At 41.3% G+C, this 16,349-nt stretch carries 16 protein-coding genes; 8 read left to right on the forward strand and 8 right to left on the reverse strand.

The window, feature by feature from the left end:
* Positions 1-72: 72 nt before the first annotated feature.
* A complete protein-coding gene (locus tag V7K35_RS06480) occupies positions 73-204 on the reverse strand; it encodes a hypothetical protein (protein ID WP_335077492.1) in 132 nt (43 codons plus the stop codon).
* Positions 205-361: 157 nt separating this feature from the next.
* On the opposite strand from V7K35_RS06480, the gene V7K35_RS06485 reads away from it, so the two are divergent.
* A complete protein-coding gene (locus V7K35_RS06485) occupies positions 362-601 on the forward strand; it encodes a hypothetical protein (RefSeq protein WP_335077379.1) in 240 nt (79 codons plus the stop codon).
* A gap of 58 nt (positions 602-659) precedes the next feature.
* On the opposite strand, the gene V7K35_RS06490 is transcribed toward V7K35_RS06485, so the two are convergent.
* Both V7K35_RS06490 and V7K35_RS06495 read right to left on the reverse strand, forming a co-directional pair.
* The gene (locus V7K35_RS06490) at positions 660-2,222 is read right to left on the reverse strand and encodes a GAF domain-containing sensor histidine kinase (protein ID WP_335077381.1); all 1,563 of its coding nucleotides are present in this window, start codon (positions 2,220-2,222) and stop codon (positions 660-662) included.
* 357 nt (positions 2,223-2,579) lie between these two features.
* Entirely contained in the window at positions 2,580-3,500 is a 921-nt protein-coding gene (locus V7K35_RS06495; protein WP_335077382.1) for an NADP-dependent oxidoreductase, read from the reverse strand.
* Between the two features lie 122 nt (positions 3,501-3,622).
* Here V7K35_RS06495 and V7K35_RS06500 point away from each other — a divergent pair, with 122 nt between their 5' ends.
* The 5 genes from V7K35_RS06500 (at position 3,623) to accD (ending at position 9,237) form a co-directional block, all read left to right on the forward strand.
* Complete coding sequence (locus tag V7K35_RS06500; RefSeq protein WP_335077385.1) at positions 3,623-4,897, forward strand: APC family permease; 1,275 nt, start codon at positions 3,623-3,625, stop codon at positions 4,895-4,897.
* Between the two features lie 253 nt (positions 4,898-5,150).
* Positions 5,151-6,239, forward strand: a complete 1,089-nt coding sequence (leuB, locus tag V7K35_RS06505) for a 3-isopropylmalate dehydrogenase (protein WP_335077387.1) — start codon at positions 5,151-5,153, stop codon at positions 6,237-6,239.
* A gap of 194 nt (positions 6,240-6,433) precedes the next feature.
* The gene (locus V7K35_RS06510; RefSeq protein ID WP_094329947.1) at positions 6,434-6,694 is read left to right on the forward strand and encodes a hypothetical protein; all 261 of its coding nucleotides are present in this window, start codon (positions 6,434-6,436) and stop codon (positions 6,692-6,694) included.
* A gap of 130 nt (positions 6,695-6,824) precedes the next feature.
* On the forward strand, positions 6,825-7,694 hold the full coding sequence (locus tag V7K35_RS06515) for a prepilin peptidase (protein WP_335077389.1): 870 nt from the start codon (positions 6,825-6,827) through the stop codon (positions 7,692-7,694).
* A gap of 592 nt (positions 7,695-8,286) precedes the next feature.
* Complete coding sequence (gene accD / locus V7K35_RS06520; RefSeq protein ID WP_334796923.1) at positions 8,287-9,237, forward strand: acetyl-CoA carboxylase, carboxyltransferase subunit beta; 951 nt, start codon at positions 8,287-8,289, stop codon at positions 9,235-9,237.
* Between the two features lie 82 nt (positions 9,238-9,319).
* On the opposite strand, the gene V7K35_RS06525 is transcribed toward accD, so the two are convergent.
* On the reverse strand, positions 9,320-10,738 hold the full coding sequence (locus V7K35_RS06525) for an MFS transporter (RefSeq protein ID WP_335077391.1): 1,419 nt from the start codon (positions 10,736-10,738) through the stop codon (positions 9,320-9,322).
* A 229-nt stretch (positions 10,739-10,967) separates the two neighbouring features.
* Between V7K35_RS06525 and V7K35_RS06530 the strand changes: the two genes are divergently transcribed.
* Positions 10,968-12,188, forward strand: a complete 1,221-nt coding sequence (locus V7K35_RS06530) for an ABC transporter substrate-binding protein (protein ID WP_335077481.1) — start codon at positions 10,968-10,970, stop codon at positions 12,186-12,188.
* 154 nt (positions 12,189-12,342) lie between these two features.
* On the opposite strand, the gene V7K35_RS06535 is transcribed toward V7K35_RS06530, so the two are convergent.
* Genes V7K35_RS06535 through V7K35_RS06545 form a run of 3 tightly spaced genes read right to left on the reverse strand, consistent with a single transcriptional unit; the run spans position 12,343 to position 14,493 of the window.
* On the reverse strand, positions 12,343-12,693 hold the full coding sequence (locus V7K35_RS06535; RefSeq protein WP_335077393.1) for a hypothetical protein: 351 nt from the start codon (positions 12,691-12,693) through the stop codon (positions 12,343-12,345).
* Positions 12,694-12,699: 6 nt separating this feature from the next.
* Positions 12,700-13,104 (reverse strand): hypothetical protein, encoded by a 405-nt coding sequence (locus V7K35_RS06540; protein ID WP_335077395.1) that lies wholly within the window; start codon positions 13,102-13,104, stop codon positions 12,700-12,702.
* 12 nt (positions 13,105-13,116) lie between these two features.
* On the reverse strand, positions 13,117-14,493 hold the full coding sequence (locus tag V7K35_RS06545; protein ID WP_335077397.1) for a hypothetical protein: 1,377 nt from the start codon (positions 14,491-14,493) through the stop codon (positions 13,117-13,119).
* A gap of 56 nt (positions 14,494-14,549) precedes the next feature.
* Here V7K35_RS06545 and V7K35_RS06550 point away from each other — a divergent pair, with 56 nt between their 5' ends.
* Positions 14,550-15,440: a proline iminopeptidase-family hydrolase gene (locus V7K35_RS06550; RefSeq protein ID WP_335077398.1), complete on the forward strand. Its 891-nt coding sequence runs from the start codon at positions 14,550-14,552 to the stop codon at positions 15,438-15,440.
* Between the two features lie 140 nt (positions 15,441-15,580).
* Here V7K35_RS06550 and V7K35_RS06555 read toward each other — a convergent pair whose 3' ends face one another.
* Positions 15,581-16,231 (reverse strand): hypothetical protein, encoded by a 651-nt coding sequence (locus V7K35_RS06555; RefSeq protein WP_335077400.1) that lies wholly within the window; start codon positions 16,229-16,231, stop codon positions 15,581-15,583.
* Positions 16,232-16,349 lie beyond the last annotated feature (118 nt).

Below are 16,349 nucleotides of genomic sequence, written 5' to 3' on the forward strand. Positions count from 1 at the left end.
CTACATGGTCACTCAGTTGTCAAGGTTCACTACCTTGCGGCTAATCCTCCAGACCTATATAGGTCTTAGTTTCTAGCCAACGACTCGCACTTCTAAATCAACGTCATTGACAGCAACGTGCCGGTCAAATTGCTTAGTTAGTCCACGGGTGCAAATTGCTAATTCTTTTACCATCGCTGCTGGGGTGCGGCTTGTGATTAACACTTAACCTAACCTCTTTCTACAACTTCTGTCAGGCTTGTTTCAGAAATTGAAACTGGCTTTAAGGGACTTCCAAAGAATAAATTATCCCAAGAAAATCAAGAAACAATATTTACTTGATAATAATAATCATTAAAATTGTTGGTTTTTAACCTTGGTTGTGATCAAGAGTAATTTAGATGCGTTTGCCCTGGATTCTTGGGTTTATCCAAAAAGTATTGGGTTAGCACGAGCGATCGCTATGGTTTTTGGTCAAATTAAATCCATGAAAATCATAACTTTCACTTGCTCCAAAGGCTTGAGTGCTATCACCCACTATGCGCTGTTAAAGCAATTTATACAGCTATATATCAAAAATCTTAAAAATCAGATTCATTTACAGCAAAGTTTACAAGTATGAAGAATTTGGCTTCAAGAACTGCCTCTTCGTTGAAAAGCTAGAGACATGATACCAAGCGTTATAAATTTGACACAAGTTGAATCAGGGGAATACGAATAATAAACTCAGCCCCAACTCCTGGTTGCGAAATGCATTCTAAAGAACCGCGATGTTTTTGTGTGATAATTTGGTAACTAATAGCTAGTCCCATCCCTGTACCTTGTCCAACAGGCTTGGTCGTAAAAAAGGGATTAAATATTTGCTTTAAAGTATCTTCTGGTATTCCTAGTCCATTGTCGGCAATGGTAATAGTGACTTGATCTGGTTCTAACAATTGGGTGCGAATATAAATTCGGGGATTATCTATTAAATTGTATTTTTTTGTTGTCCATCGACCTTTAACTGCTGAATCTTCTAAAGCATCGAGTGCATTCACTAAAATATTCAGAAATACTTGGTTTAACTGCCCAGGATAACATTCAATTAAGGGGAGCCTACTGTATTCTTTGATCACCTCAATTTGTAGGCGCTGGTTAGTAGGAGTAAGGCGGCTTTGAATGATCATTATCGTACTATCAATTCCCTCATTAATATCAACTGCTTTCATTTCAGCCTCGTCTAAGCGTGAGAAAGTCCGCAGGGAAAGAACAATATCTCGAATCCGCTCTGCCCCCATGAGCATCGATTTGAATAATTTGGGAAAGTCTGACCTTAAAAAATCTAGTTCAATGAGATCTGTAAACTCCTCAATTGCCTTGACTGATTGGGGATAATGTCTTTGGTAAATATCTAATAGTGAAAATAAATTTTGGGTGTATTCATCAGCCGATTTTAGATTGCCATAAATAAAGCTAACTGGGTTGTTAATTTCATGGGCAATTCCAGCCACTAATTGCCCCAAACTGACCATTTTCTCATTTTGAATTAACTGAGCTTGAGCCAGCTGTAACTCTTTGAAAGCTGCGGCGAGTTCTTCTTTCTGACTTTGAGTTTGTTTGAGTAATTCTGCTTGCTGTAATGCTACACCTAGCTGAGAAGCAATTTGGCTAAGTATATATACTTCATCTGTTTCCCATTTTCGAGGTGCATCGTTTTGGTAAACTGCTAGCAGTCCCCAAAGTTGTTGACTTTGATAAATAGCAGTAATCACGTAAGCTCTTGCCTGGCATTGCTCTAAAATTTTCAGGTAGCACTTACTAAAGCCAGCACTGTAAACATCGTGACAAACACGATAACTTTCATTTTGAGAAAAGCGTCCTCCCTGTGTGTTTTGTAAATAAGTATCCACAATTGGAGGAATAGATAAATTTTTCAAGTTACATTCGCTGATATTTTCTACTATTTCTGGTTGATCCACTTGCTGCTGAATTAGAGGCAACCACCCTTGTGCGAAGGATTCAGAGACAAATGTTCCACTCCAATCTGGATTGAAACGATATAAAATTACGCGGTCAGAGTTGAATAATTGCCTAATTTCTTGAGTAGTTGTCTGAAAAATATATTCTAAGTCAAGAGATTGACGGATTTTTTCAACGGTGATAGCAACAATCCTTTGAGAATTTTCTGCTTTGAGTGCTTCTATTTGTAGTAATTCTACAGGCTGAAAACTGGGTTTTTCTAATTTTTTGTTGGGCTGTAACATGATTTTAGATAAGAGTTTAAGATAATTAACAATCAATCTAGTATTAAAGTTTTAAAAAGGAAACTTGCGGCAAATCTAAGCCTTGATTGTGTGAAACCGTAATTATACTAGATGTAACAAAAATCAACTCTTACCTATAGTTCCCTTATTCTGCTTCAAAATTCTACTAAGATTGGCTTATTGATGAACTCCAAAAATCAAAATTTAGGAGTGGTCAAAGCAAGCTCCACCCAACGACTAAGCACACCCGCCGCTGGAAGCACAGCGAGGAACGAGCAAAGCTATAGGCGGTCGGGTATAGAGTTTTGTTAGGCTGCGCTTGGGTGAGTTGCCGTTGCCGCGCCTGGTGTTTCAAAATTATGTCCCAATTTGCAAAACAATTTTGCCGCGTGTACGCCCACTTTCGGAAAGTTGGAATGCTTTTTTCACTTCTACGAGCGGCAAAACGGTTGCGACGTGCGCTTTCAATCTGCCTTCGTCAACCAATGCGCTGATGGCGGCTAATTGGTCTGCGTTTGGCTTGCAGTGGACCCGCGCGGCCTTTACGCCTAATTCCTGCGCTTTATCTTCGGACGGAAACGCTACTGACGTTACCAGGAAGCCACCTTTTTTCAACGTTTTGAACGCTTTCTCAAACGTGTCGCCGCCGACTGCATCAAAGACGACATCAACGTCTTTAACGACTGCTTCAAAGTTTTGCTTTGTGTAATCAACGAATTCATCTGCGCCTAAATTTCTGACGAAATCTTCATTGCGTCCCGAAGCCGTACCGATGACGTATGCGCCTTTTGCTTTGGCAAGTTGAACAGCCAGCGAACCGACTCCGCCTGACGCGCCGGTTATCAAAATTCGTTGACCGCTGCTGAGATGGGCTAAATCAAAAATCGCCTGCCATGCGGTCAACGCGCCGAGTGGAACCGCCGCCGCGTTCTCGAAATCGAGACTTTGGGGTTTAGCCGCAATATCCCCCATTTTGGCAATCGCGTATTCGGCAAAACCTCCAGAGCTTATGATGCCGTAAACCGCATCACCTTCTTTGAAACCTCTGACATCATCGCCGATTCTTTCGATTGTTCCGGCAATCTCGCCGCCGAGCATGATGGGTAGTTTCAGACCGAGCCTTTCGCCCAAACCGTTGCGGATTTTCCAGTCAACCGGATTAACCCCTGCGACGTGAACTTTCACCAAAACTTCGTCCGCCTTCGGCTTTGGGCGTTCGACATCGGCATAATTTAGAACGTCGTCGTTGCCGTATTCTTTGATTACTATTGCTTTCATTTTCCTCGCTCCTGTTTAATTCAATAGATATGGACAGAGAAGAGTGTAATAAGAATGTGCAGCTTGATTATTTGCGTGCTGGTCAACGACTATAAGACTATCTATTCTCAAAGAGGTTACAGGTGTCAAGCAAAAAAATAGGTTTTTGGTCTGTGTGGGCATTAGGTGTAGGAGGCATTGTCGGTGGACTTTTTCCAGCGCTGGGAGTTGTAATTCAAATAGCGGATGCAGGCGCAGCACTAGCATTTGCGATCGCAGGGACAATAGCTTTGATAACTACTTATGCTTATGCAAAACTTTCGGTAGCTCATCCATGTCGAGGTGGGACAGTAACCTTCTTAAACCAGGCTTTTGGTCTAGGGCTGTTTAGTGGGACACTGAATCTTTTACTATGGTTTAGCTATGTAATCATGCTTTCGTTTTACTTGCAGGCTTTTGGTAGTTACGGAATTAGCCTGTTCACAGCGTCTACTCAACCTATTTGGAAGCACTTACTCATTAGCTTGGCAATTTTAGGGACAACTGGACTAAATCTACTGACTGCCAATTATATTGGTAAATCTCAAATCTGGATTGTCAGCTTCAAATTGGGGATTTTGATACTGTTCATTACTCTGGGGAGTAGTCATATCGACTTTTCTCATCTACAACCAGCTTCAGTGTCGTCGCTACAGTCAATTTTCGCAGGAGCAATGGTGATTTTCTTGTCTTATGAAGGCTTTGAGCTAATCGCCAATACAGCAGAGGATCTTGTCAATCCCAAGTATACTTTGCCACGAGTTTATTACTCTGTAATCGGGTTCGTTATTTTGCTTTACGTTTTAATAGCACTCGTCACATTGGGAGCAGAACCAATAGAACTGATTTTGGCAGCAAAAGACTATACTTTGGCTGAAGTTGCCAAACCAATTATGGGGCAATTCGGATCTGTTTTGATGACTATTGCTGCTCTTTTATCAACTCTCTCAGCTAGTAACGCAACACTCTACGGTTCAGCTCGTTTTAGCTCTGTTATTGCTAAATCTAAAGGATTTGATGGCAGCGAAATAAATGGCCGTGACCAATCTTCAATTGGCTTATTTATTACTAGTGGTATTACTCTAATAATCGCCAATTTCTTTGATATAAGTCGGATCTCAACGATGGGTAGTGCCGGGTTTCTCCTGATATTTGCTGCGGTTAATTTAGCTAATGCTCGGATGCATCGTTATACCAAAAGTAAGCAGTGGATTTCACTTTTAGGTGCTGGAATATGTTTGGTAGCACTAGGAATGTTAATTTGGTTTGCTTTGCAAACAGATCCACAAACCGTCTGGGTTTTAGTGTTCATGGTAGCAGTAGCCATAGGTATCGAAGTAATCTACTACTTGTCCAAGAAGCGACAGTTACACCTTTGAAGAAGCTTTGCTCAAATCTAGAACGCATTTCAAAAGTGAATCTAGGAACAGATATGTTAATGAGTCTGACTCTGTTTTTTCTGGTTTTCCTTTCCTCGTTTTGGCCATTGGGGGCGAATACCTCACAAAGCATAGGGCAGCACGTTTTTCTTTGGATTAAAAGAGCCGCACCCAAATAAATTAAAAACTCCATCGGTACATTTTGCTATGTATGATATTTAATCTGCAAGCATTTACCGAGTAAAAACCAGTTATGACCCAGAACTACCGGATTACTCTACTCCCCGGCGATGGCATTGGCCCTGAAATTATGGCAGTGGCGGTAGATGTGCTGAAAGTCGTAGGGAAGCAATTTGATCTGAAGTTTGAATTCCAAGAAGCCCTCATTGGTGGTGCAGCAATTGATGCCACAGGGGAACCCCTACCATCTGCCACTCTAGAGACTTGCCGTAATAGTGATGCTGTGTTATTAGCCGCCATTGGTGGTTATAAGTGGGATTCCCTACCATCTAATTTACGCCCAGAAGCAGGTTTGTTAGGACTACGTGCAGGTTTGGAATTATTTGCCAATTTGCGCCCAGCGAAAATTTTGCCCCAGCTAATCGACGCCTCGACTTTAAAACGTGAAGTTGTGGAAGGCGTAGATATTATGGTGGTGCGCGAACTCACTGGTGGGATTTACTTCGGTAAACCTAAAGGGATTTTTGCCACAGAAACTGGTGAGAAACGCGGTGTAAATACAATGGTTTACACAGAATCAGAAATTGAACGTATTGGGCGGGTGGCCTTTGAAGCAGCGCAAAAACGTGGCGGAAAACTTTGTTCGGTGGATAAGGCAAACGTATTAGAAGTATCTCAGTTGTGGCGCGATCGCATCACCCAACTTAGTACAGAATTTCCAGATATCGAACTCTCTCATTTATATGTAGATAATGCTGCTATGCAGTTGGTACGCGCTCCCAAGCAGTTCGATACCATCGTCACAGGCAATTTGTTTGGTGATATTCTCTCTGATGCTGCTGCCATGCTCACGGGTAGTATTGGGATGTTACCCTCGGCTAGTTTGGGCGCTTCAGGGCCTGGTGTGTTTGAACCAGTTCATGGTTCCGCCCCAGATATTGCCGGACTTGATAAGGCAAATCCTCTAGCACAGGTTTTGAGTGCGGCGATGATGTTACGCTACGGTTTAGACCAGCCAAAAGCGGCAGATCACATCGAACAAGCCGTATTGCAAGTTTTAGAGCAAGGCGATCGCACCGGGGATATAATTTCTCCTGGAAAAAATCTCTTGGGTTGCCGTGCTATGGGCAATGCACTGATTCTAGCTCTTGAAACAAAATAATTTAATTGTAATTAAGCATAGCGTTTAAGACTACCTCCACAGGTAGCTAACTTTTCAAGTGGAGTCTAAATCCCCTTTCTATTAGAGAATTACGAATTACGAGTTTTTAAAGTGCAACCTGGGCAATTTGGCAACCTTTGCTATAAGTTTCGGGTAGACTAGAGGGAAATCTAGCAATCAAAGAACAGTCGATAGTGTACGCATTACGACAAGGTCAAGTAAATTTTACCGCCCCGAAGAACCAATCGCCTTTGATTGATCCCGCTGTAATCAGAGCTGCTGGGCAGATATACTATACTCACTGTGAAGTACATCCCGAAATCGCTGGGCAACCTTCCGGTGTAGCAATTAATCGTGTGAATCATCGAGGTAAGGTTATTTTTACTAACCAACCAGTTCTCTTACCTCAAGAATGTTTTGTGCCCTTGAGTCAAATTGAATCGCACATGTATTAGTCATTGGTCATTAGTCATTAGTCATTAGTCATTAGTCATTAGTCATTGGTTAAGAGTCAATATTGATTAACTCTCGACAAAGGACAAAAGATAAACGACAAATGACACAGGACAATTGATAAAGGACTATATGGACATTTTGTTCGCCGTTTTGGCGAGTGTAATGGTCTTCGCTTTGGGCACATCTATTGGCAGTTTTATCAACGTTATTGTTTATCGGCTACCTGCTGGATTATCAATTCTTTGGCCGCCTTCTCGTTGTCCCTATTGCTTAAACCAGCTAAAAGCTTACGATAATGTACCAGTATTTGGTTGGATTTCGTTAAAAGGGCGGTGTCGATATTGCAAAAGCAAAATTTCTGTCCGTTATCCTGTAGTAGAAGGGGTAACGGGCATAATTTTTTTACTAGTTTTTTTAGTATTTCAAGTTTCGACTTTAACAATAGGCTATTGGGCTTTTTGTAGTTGGTTATTGGCGCTATCGCTTATCGACCTAGATACAATGACTCTACCCAATCCACTTACTCAGTCGGGTTTGGTGGTAGGGATTTTGTTTCAAATGGTGGTTGGTTTTTTACCAGAGGCTAGCTTTATAGCATTGGTAAATCACCTGATGATGGCGATAGTTGGTGCAGTATTGGGCTTATGGCTGTTTGATGCGATCGCTATATTGGGTTCAATTGCCTTTGGTAAAGCTGCAATGGGTGCGGGTGACGCCAAGTTAGCAGCCATGATGGGAGCCTGGTTAGGCTGGAAATATTTGCTCTTGGCTAGTTTTATTGCCTGTGTATTGGGCGCATTAGTTGGCGGCGGTGTTATTATGCCTAAACGCATCCGCAAAGCGTCTCGTAGAGAAACCGTGACTCAAGAGACATCACGACAAAAGTTAGGACAAAAGATGCCTTTTGGCCCTTTTCTGGCTTTAGGATCTGTGATTACCCTGTTTAGCGGCGAAGCCATTTTGTCTAGCTACCTGCGGTTATTTTTTCCAGCCTCTTGAATTGGAGTGAGGATTGGGGAAGAGGTAGGGAAGCAGGGGGTAGAGGGCAAGGGGGAGAATAATAAAATTATCTCTTTCTCCTCTTCTTCCAGCAAGAACTGCCCCTCTGCCTCTTCCCAATGCCCTTACATAAGAAATATTTATAATTCGTGACTGTAACCAGCATTACCCCATCTGCCCTTCATATTTTGATAATATTCAGCTTGTGACTTGTATTACCCTCTTAACGACGATTAACCGTTGGCAAGCACAACTAGTGCAATAGATGCTGGTTGTTCATAACCTAGCAATACGAATAATTGATTTGGGTAGGAGGGGAGAGCATCTTATTTGGAGGTTGGTATTCTCATAGCTTTGTCAGTACGTCCATAGAATTAAGTCTGCTGAAATAAAGACTAAGAGACTTGTATTGGCATAAGTATTTTCGTTAAGCTGGCAACCAAAGATGAAAATTAAGGTCTGAATTGCTTAAAAGCGAAGTTTGACGATGTAGTGATGAGTCATTAATAAAGATAAATGACAAAAGGCTAAGGATAACCCAATACGGTTTGACATGTTTTCGACCTCATACCCACTTAAAATAAAATAAAAAATGGCTAACAACGAAGAATCACGCGGTTTAAAGTCTCTATTTGATTGGTTTGCAAATCGACGAAAATCAGGATCTACCAGCCTGGAACGCCAAGAACGTGAAATTGCTGATGGTCTGTGGCATAAATGTTCTAAATGTGGTGTGTTGGCATACACAAAAGACCTGAAAGCCAATCAGATGGTTTGTGTCGAATGTGGTCATCACAATCGGGTAGACAGTGATGAGCGCATCCGTCAATTGATAGATAACAATACCTGGAAACCGCTGGACGAGCATTTGCGTCCAACCGATCCGCTGGAATTTCGCGATCGCAAACTCTACAGCGATCGCTTGCGGGAATTACAGGAGAAAATTGGCTTAATAGACGCGGTTAAAACAGGTTTAGGTCAAATCAACGGCTTGCCTATTGCCCTTGGGGTTATGGACTTCCGTTTCATGGGTGGTAGTATGGGTTCGGTCGTGGGAGAAAGACTCACCCGGATGATTGAGCAAGCCACTCAACGGCGGTATCCTGTAGTTATTGTCTGCACCTCCGGTGGCGCAAGAATGCAAGAAGGAATGCTCTCCCTGATGCAGATGGCGAAAATCTCAGCAGCCCTACAGCGCCATAAAGATGCCCGACTATTATATATTCCCGTTTTGACAAATCCTACTACGGGCGGCGTTACCGCAAGTTTTGCAATGTTGGGTGATATCATTTTGGCAGAACCCAAGGCAACCATTGGTTTTGCCGGTCGGCGAGTGATTGAGCAAACCCTACGCGAAAAATTACCCGATGATTTTCAAACTGCTGAAGATTTGCTCCTGCACGGTTTTGTTGATGATATCGTATCCCGTACCCAATTAAAAAACACATTAAGCCAGCTGATTGCCCTACATCAGCCTGCACTAACAACACCTCATATGGTTTTGTGGGAAACAATGTCCTTGACTTCTACCGCAGCAGAATAGTTAAAAGTGAGCAGCTAAAAGTCAGGAGTTATGAGTATAAAATTCATAATTCCTGACTTTTAACTTCTAACTTCTGACTCCCTCATCTTCCCGGCTCTTTGACAAAAAGCAGTGGAACAAGCGCTGCTATTCGGAATAGACTAGAGAGGGCGAACAACCCCAGTAAGCCTCCAAACTGAGCAAATTGGATAATGAAGCTACCGATAGTTGTGCCCAAAGCACCACTCGCCCCAGCAACGGCAGCTGCGATCGCAAAATAGATAGACTGATTTTTAGTTGGTGCGATCGCCAATTGTATATTGTTACTGCACAAGTCAATCGCCGCCCAAGTCCCTCCACTCAAGATGTGTAACAGGGGTAACCACAACCAGATGTCAAGGCGATTAACACCAATTCCCAGCCACAGCAGTGGTGCGGCTGCAACCAAAATCCCAATACAGATGAGGATGGGACGATTGCCTATCTTGTCTGCTAATTTGCCCCACAGGATGAGCATTAGCAAAGTTGCCCCCGCCTGAAGGCTGTTGTAGATAGTCACGTAGCTCACATCTAAATCCAGCCTGTCCAGCATGTAGAGGTTAAAAAAAGGCTCGCTGAGGCTGACAGCAAGCGCCCAGAAGCTGAAATACAGCAGAAATCTCAAAAAGTTAGAGTTTTTCCAAAAACTATCAGCTAATTCGTTTTGTGGTGGATGAATTGATTGAGCGACTTCAGAAGATTCATCTTTAGCAACCTCTGGCTGAATCTCACTTGTTTGAGGTAACTTGCCAGAATAAGTGTTTTGCGATTGCGGATTCATATCCACTTGGAAATACTGACACCCTAATCCTATAATTCCAAACACGATGCCTACCAGCAAAATCACCCCATAGCCTTGCAGAGTTCCACCATACCAATGTGATACAGCTAGACCGGCCATTGGTACGCAAACCAAATTTGTGAGGCTAGCAGCACTATTGCGTATGCCAAAATACCTGCCTCGCAATTGCCGGGGAACTATCATTGCTATCCAACTTAACCACGATGCTGTTCCTAATCCTCCCAAAAGATTGCTAAATAGGACAATCAAGAGTGTCAATATCACTAACTGGTGAGTATTAACCACTCCCCAGCTTACACCTGCAATACTGATTACTATAACCAGCCATAGCAGCCGACCAATTCCGTGTGTCCGAAGAGAATATTGAAATCGACTGGTGCTGCGTTCAGACAAGTAAGCACCCAACGGCTGAACCAGATTGACCAACATGGGGATAGAGGAAACCATCCCAAATACCACTGGACTAGCACCCAATTCCACTAAGAAATTGCTGAGTAAAATCCCGCCAGTTCCAAGGGAGTAAACCGCTGCTAAGACAGAATCTGTAGTGGAGGCTCTTAGACTTGTGCGAATAGTATCCTTGGGAATTCGAGAGGTTGGAGAGAGTGCTGTTGGTGGTAAGGCAGTCTGGGAAATTTCTAGAGTCAATGGCTCAGTTGTTTCAACCTGAACAAAATCCATAATGTATGTTTAATGAGTAAAACATCCTGATATAAATCCGGTTGCCCTGGAACTCAGTATGCTTTCATTAATATTTATGATAAGTTTTGGTTATTTCAGCTTGCAATTTTCGACAAAATTTCAGAGAAGTAAAATCTCACTCATTAATAACACAAGATATAAGTGAGGTGAGAGAGAGTGTTATTTGTCTGTGATTAAGAAAAGATTGTTGAATTTTTTAGGACTGGTAATGGCGATCGCGATCGCCATCATTGCTTGTCACAGTCTACAATTACCAAGCAAACCCTTAGCGTCTACCGCAGTCACCATTAAACTTAGTGGTTGGGGAGGTTCTCCTGTTGAGCAAAAACTTTTGAGACAGGTGTTGCAAGACTTTGAGGCACAGCATCCAACTATTAAGGTGAAATATGAAGTAATCTCCGACCAATACATGGATGTAATCAAAACTCGTTTAATTGGAGAAGCTGCGCCTGATGTTTTTTATCTGGATGCGTTGGAAGCTCCTTTATTGATGAGTCAGAATGTTTTGGAACCGTTAGATGGTTACATCACTCCCGAATTTGACCTAACGGACTTTGAAGATACCCTACTCGACAACTTCAAATACCAAAACCAGATTTACGGTTTTCCTAAAGACTATTCTACCCTTGCTCTCTTTTATAACAAAAAAGCATTCGCCGCCGCAAGCTTGAGTAATCCGCCAGCTACTTGGGAGGAATTACGTAACTACTCGAAACAATTGACAGGCAAAATTAACAAATACGGCTTTGGAGAAATTCCCGAATTGGCGCGTCAGGCTTATAAAATTAAAGCCTTTGGTGGACAACTTGTTGATCAAAATGGTTATGCTAACTTTGCCAGTGCGACAAGTTTACAAGGTTTAGAGTTAGTAGTAGACCAGTATCAAAAAGACCACTCCTCTGCTCAAAAATCTGATGTGGGGACAAACTCAGGTAGTGAAATGTTTGGTCAGAGTAAAGTGGCAATGGTGATTGAAGGTAACTGGGCAATTCCTTATCTAACTGAAACCTTTCCCGAATTAGAGTTTGCTACCGCACCAGTACCTACTATTAATGACAAAAAAGGCACGATGGTATTTACGGTTGCCTACGTGATGAACAAGCTAGCACAGCACAAAGCCGAAGCTTGGGAGTTGATTTCTTATCTCACGGGTAAAGAAGGGATGCAGAAGTGGACAGGAAAAGGGTTTGCTTTACCAACACGTAAATCAGTTGCAAAGAATTTGGGCTACGACCAAGACCCATTGCGATCGCCATTAGTGGAGGGAGTAGATTATGCTACACCTTGGCAGGTAGGTAAATATCCAGGGGCGATCATCAATAACTTTGATAACCAGTTTGTCAGCGCTTTATTGGGGCAACAACCATTAAAGCAGGCAATGCTAAAGGCACAGAATGATGCGAATCAGCAGATTAAGGCGATGGAGTAACTTAAGAGTATCCACTGCATAATACTTAACTGCTAACGATCAAGTATGAGGGCGCAATTTACAGGTAAATGGACTATTGTTAAGGCAGAAAGTAGGGAAATCTCTACTTTCTAGAAGTCAGTAGTATGATTCGATCAGTTTAAAAACGCTGTATTTATTCACTATACCAGCGATACTTTTGACCATCCCAGCTATAATAAGTGGATTTGAACTGCTTCATAGCGGCTACGTACTGAGATAACATCAGTACCACATCGCTATTTCGAGGGATATCATCCTCATCAATGAGATCAAGATAGTCAAGCGATGTTTCCGAATCTAATACTTTACGACAGCTTTCTAGAAGTCTGTTGACAATTTTTACCTTATTCTCGCTTAACACAGCGTCCGGCTTCTTCTTGCTCAGTTCTTTAAATTCTACATGCATAGCATGTATCAAGGGCATTGTAACTTCATGCAGATCAGCTTTCACCAGGCTTGTCTGCTGTTGATCTTTTTTCATCATAATAATTTATTCTCTTAAACGCTTTGGACGAGTTGTTTGAATATAAATTTTGCCTGATTCATCTCCAATTTCGTTTTCTTCAGCATCTACTACCCAACACCAACCGCCAGGTCGGATCTGTACATTATCTGCACGCAACTTCTCAAAGCATTGTAGATACTGTGAGAGAATAAACACTACATCACTATTTTGTGGAACATCATCTGTATCAAATTCTGAAAATTCTTTAAAAGGTCGATATTTATCTTCAAGAAATTCATTCGAGCTATTCAACAATTGGTTGATAAAATTGAGCTTAAACTTATTGATTGCATCATTGGGAGATTTCTTAGACAAAACAGAAATCTCTTCGTAAATACCTTGAAGTTGTCCCGATAGTTTTTCAAACTCATCAACATCTTTACGCTTCATCTATTTCACCTTTCACAAAGGACAAGCTCGACGAAACTCCACATACTTCTTTTTGATAACATCAATTGGGGAGCGTTGCTTACTCTCAAAAATATTAACCATTAACGAGATATCCTCATCTGTAAGCGTAATGATACATCGTCTTTGTCCAGACCATAAATCAATAGTATTGCCGAACATTGCTTTTGAGAGAGGGTTTTTGGTCACGAGAACACCAAACTTACCCAGACCAGAATCAAGATATCTATTAAGTTGGCTAATGTGTTCACGCTCGATTGTCTTGACGTTCTTTAACTCAAAAACAAGCTGTCTATTGCCATAATCTTGATGAATTTCTTGAAGAAAATCAATTGATCTATTGTTGTAAAAAATGAGGTCTCGAATCAGTCTTCCAGATTCTGTACGACTCTGCTTTGCTGCAAAGTCAAGGTCTGGATAGAAAAGCGACGCAAGAAGTTGACAGATATAATTTTCGTATTTAATGTCTGCTTCATCCGTTTTTCCTGTTGGTAGCTTTTGTATTTCACCTAATTTCCGTTTAGCGGACAAGACAGGAATCTGTTTAAAGAGCGGATCATTTTTACAGTCGTCCTGAGTTCGCTCTTTTACTTTGATATATTCCTGAACAATGCCATAATTCTCTCTATTGAAGTTTAGAACCTTAACACGTTCTTCTGGCTCACCAGGATTAAAAATTTCATCACGAGGACAGTAATCCTTAAAGTAGTCCTCAAAGTTGATCCACGGAGAAAATTTTAGCCATCTCTTAGGAACAAAAATTAAAGGCTCTTTGGTTTCAGGATTCACAGGTAAAGTAATTTCCTCATCTAAGATAAATGAGTTTTTACGGTAGTCATAAAGTCCAGAAACAACAGCTTTACCAATTGGTATCCCTAGTTGTTCGCATTGTTGTATTGTAAAGTCTATTAAAAATGATTTAATAAAATTACAACAAATATCACTGATCCGATCTTTTGCAATTCCATCTACATAAAACTGGATTTGTTCACTTTGAAGAAATCCATATTTTCCATACTCAGGAATTTTCTGAAATAAAGAGATAATTTCATCTGCTTTATTACGGCTAATTTTTATACCTTTTCGTTTTTTTGACAATCCCAGTCCAATCTCTTGGCATTCAGATGCAAGAATGAGGTTGTCACGAGCCTGATCTATTTTGCCTTTCTGAACAAGAAAGTTTAGGTTATTAAAAGAATTAATTATAGAGGTATGAAGTGATTGGTCTTGTTGTGAGGGAGACTTCCATAAAAGAAAAGGGTCAACGTAAAGGGGAATATCTTCATCTAGAAATGCTATGGCAAAATCTAGCTGTGCTTGGGTTGCTGAAATGCCGTGGTAATCAATTATTCTTGGGTGGATGATCCCCATTTGCTATTTTTGTCTACGTATAGTCGACTATTATAATGTCAAATAATTTTTGTGCCATGTCTAACACTTCTGTCCTCGAAGACTTTATCTCATTCCGTGGTCATCAGGTATGGTATCGCATCGTTAAACCAGACCAAGAAGATTCTAAAAAGCTACCCCTGTTGTGTCTTCACGGAGGCCCAGGAGTACCCCACGACTACTTAGAACCATTAGAAGCGTTGGCTTCGCCCCCCGCAGGCATCGCCGCAACCGGAAGGCGAGTTATTTTTTACGATCAATTAGGGTGTGGTAATAGCGATCGCCCCACAGACCCCGACTTATATTCCATTGATTTGTTCAAAGAAGAACTTTTCACCGTCCGCAGTGCCTTAAATTTAGACCAAATTCATCTTTTTGGGCAATCATGGGGCGGTTGTTTAGCCTTAGAACATGCTCTTTCTCAACCGACTGGGTTAGTCAGTCTCGTTCTATCTAGTACGCCTTCTAACATTCGACAATTTGTAACTGAAGCTTATAACCTAATGAATGAGCTACCAATGGAAGTACAAGAGGTCATTCGTAAACACGAAGCCGATGGTACTACTCAAAACCCCGAATATAAACAGGCAATGGAAGCTTTCAATCATTCTTTTCTTTGCCGAGTAGACCCTTGGCCCAGCAGCTTAACTAGAGCCTACAGCAAAGTTGGTACAGAGTTTCGGGGTGCAGGCAAAATCATCGACTGGAATATTCAAGACCGCCTCGGTGAAATTATTGTGCCTACACTACTGCTTTCAGGTCGCTACGATGAGGTTACGCCTACTTATGTTGAAACAGTTCACCAAGGTATTTCCGGCTCTGAGTGGGTACTGTTTGAAAACAGTTCACATATGCCTCATCTGGAAGAGACGGAACGATTTTTGCAAGTCTTGAGCGAATTTTTGAATCGTGTCGAAACAGCCCTGTAAAGGTGAGATTGTAAGTTGAGTTTCATAATCCTTGAACTTAAGTCTTTATATATTCTCGAATTCTCGAAGTTCCGATATTGTAAACATTAAACTATTCATAATAAGAATTAAAGCGTTTATGAATGCTTTAATGTTTACCACTAATATTGTTTTTTAGCAGTTATCTTTCGCTTTGCAAAGGAACCAATAGCTAATCCACCAAATACTACTACTGTCCCCATGATGGTTGTTGGTTCTGGAACTTCTTGAGGAACTTTGATAGAACCACTGACTAAAGCCAGACCATTCAAGGTAATAGTTGATCCCAAATTAACTATGTCCTTTTCGGAGAATAATAGTGTGCTTGTAGCGTTTTTGAATATGCCCTCACCGTCAGTGATATTCACGATGCCAGAGCCAAGGGCTTTGAGGGTTTTAAAATTTACTGAAGCAGTAGCATCACTAGTTCCAAATAACTTGTTAGCACCGCCGCCAAACACGATGTAACCTAATGGAAAACCTTTGACACCAAATACTTCTGGATTATTGTTAAAAGTTAGATTTCCCTTGTCATCAATCACGGAGTATGTCAAACCTTTGTATAATCCTAAATCATTGGGTGCATCATCACTCAAACCAACCTCAAATACCTGCGAAACGTTACCTGAAATAGGCGTAATATTCACTGTTGTTCGATAGTTGCCAACAAATGGATAAATAGTCTGTGCTGTTGCTCTGTCTAGATTTGAATAAAGACTAACTGAGGTCATAATTAGTGGAAAAATCCACATTTTGAGTGAATTAAATACCATTTAAAATCTCCATTTTCAGAAAAATCGATTTTCACACAAACCTTACAATACATAATGAGCAGTTACAATGAATAATCCTTTGATAAGATTGGCAATTTTTTATCGAACAAAATTTAGG

The sequence above is a fragment of the Nostoc sp. genome, from assembly GCF_036917275.1.
Lineage (GTDB): Bacteria > Cyanobacteriota > Cyanobacteriia > Cyanobacteriales > Nostocaceae > Nostoc.